Origin of the sequence: Microseira wollei NIES-4236, from assembly GCF_020521235.1 — a bacterium.
GTDB lineage: Bacteria > Cyanobacteriota > Cyanobacteriia > Cyanobacteriales > Aerosakkonemataceae > Microseira > Microseira wollei.
The window spans coordinates 1-2212 of sequence record NZ_BLAY01000400.1 but is presented as its reverse complement, the minus strand read 5'-3'; the positions used below and the strand labels follow the sequence as shown (position 1 = coordinate 2212).

1 protein-coding gene is annotated in these 2212 nt (G+C 44.4%); it reads left to right on the top strand.

From position 1 onward, the window contains the following. Positions 1-797: 797 nt before the first annotated feature. A partial coding sequence (gene ltrA / locus MiSe_RS48710; protein ID WP_226594685.1) for a group II intron reverse transcriptase/maturase occupies positions 798-2212 on the top strand: 1415 nt, incomplete at its 3' end.

Below are 2212 nucleotides of genomic sequence, written 5' to 3'. Positions count from 1 at the left end.
AAGACGGCATTGTGCGTAATTAAATCTCAGTGCGATTCGTTCAGTCGAAATCCTATTGGAGAGATGACTGGCTTCAGTAGAGTAACCCAACAGGGTAGAGTGAGCACTTCAATCCTCTACTGATGACAACTTACTATCCATGTAGGTGAAGAAACCTAGCCGAGCAAAAGCGAAGACAGCTAGGGGAGAAAGGAAAAGATGAAGGGTCACACCGACATCATAACCCAATCTTTGAAAACACTAAGCCCTACTGTCCCGGTGCGGGACAAAAAGCACACAAACTACCAAGCAAATTGGTAGCCCCTACAGAAGAGACTGACCATCAAATTTGTAAAGCGGGGGTGAAAGCAGGAATAGGTGGTAATAGCTGAAAGCACCTACTGCGAGCAAGATTCTATGGGTAGAACAAACGAAGTGTTGATGAGCCATCGATATAATTGACCAGGGGATATAAGCTAATAGATTCAATCTAACTCCTGGGTCGGAAATAGCCGACAAGGGTAAGGTCTATCAGTATCTGAGAAACGAGATAGCGCACTACCTACAACCCCGGTGGAGAAACACGCCCTAAAGGAATCAACAAATGGATAGTAGGAACGAAGAAACCATCACGTAAGCTCCTGATTGAGGTCGATTAATCAGGTAGGCAGTCAAGCTAAAAGCAACGAGATGGTGGGATGGTTCAAGAAGCCAATGCCCAACCCGAATCAACGGGTATTGCTGGAAAAGAGAAGGCATAATTGCCGGGATAAGCTGACGTGAGCCGCAATGTGAATAAGCTAGAGGTGAAAGTAGCAATGAACAAGCCTAAATCTGATTCACAACCGAATACAGAGGGATATAAGAATATCGATTGGCGACAAGTCGAAAGGTACGTCTTTAAGTTGCAAAAACGCATCTACGCTGCTTCACGTCGTGGAGATGTCAAACAAGTCCGTCAACTCCAAAAAACACTGATGAGGTCTTGGTCTAACAGAGTTCTAGCGGTACGACGGGTAACAGTTGAAAATCAGGGTAAGAAGACAGCGGGAGTGGATGGAATTAAATCTCTATCCCCAAAAGCACGTCTCGAACTCGCAGGGCAATTGACACTCACTGGCAAATCCAAACCCACAAGAAGGGTTTGGATACCCAAACCAGGAAGAGATGAAAAACGCCCACTAGGAATACCCACAATGTATGACCGCGCTCTGCAAGCAGCAATCAAAGCTGCATTAGAACCAGAATGGGAGGCTACATTCGAGCCAAACTCATTCGGGTTTCGACCAGGAAGGTCATGTCACGATGCGATATGGCAAATAAAAAATGGTATTAAGGACAAACCTAAATTTGTTCTAGACGCCGACATTGCCAAATGTTTTGACCGCATCAACCATGAAACATTGCTCCAAAAGTTAAATATCAAAGGCAAAATCAGGCAACAAATTAAAGCTTGGTTAAAGTCTGGGGGAATAGACAAAGGAGCATTTACTGCTACATCTCTTGGAACGCCGCAGGGTGGAGTCATTTCACCTTTATTAGCAAATATTGCCCTCCACGGCTTAGAAAACCACTTAAAAGAGTTTGCAGAAACCTTAAGCTTGAGAAACCCCAATGGGGTAGTGATGGCAAAACAGTACAAGAGACAATCTCTTACCATTGTCAGGTATGCAGATGATTTTGTGGTTCTACATCAAGATAAAGCCGTTGTCCAAAGATGTCGAGAGATAATCTCGAATTGGTTAGCTGACATCGGACTGGAATTAAAACCTGAAAAGACCCGACTAACTCACACACTTCACCCTGAATTGAGTGAGGATGGGACTGCCGGATTTGACTTTCTAGGTCATCACATCCAACAATACCCCGTCGGAAAATACCAAAGTGCAAAAAATGCCCAAGGTAAAATACTAGGTTTTAAAACCCTCATCACCCCATCAGCGAAGTCAAACAAGGCACACCAAGAGGAAATCGGAAGAATCATCAGAAAACACAGGTCATCACCCCAATCGGCTCTGATTAAAGACCTAAACCCTGTAATAAGGGGATGGACTTCTTACTATACAAACTCCGACGCACAAACTGTAGGAGAATTGTCAAAACAAGATTACCTCACATACCTGAAACTTCGTAGATGGGCATTCCGCCGCTGTGGAAATATCAACGCCGGACATCAAAGGTATTGGACATCCATAGATGGCGATAACTGGGTATTCGCAACCAAGAAGGGAGA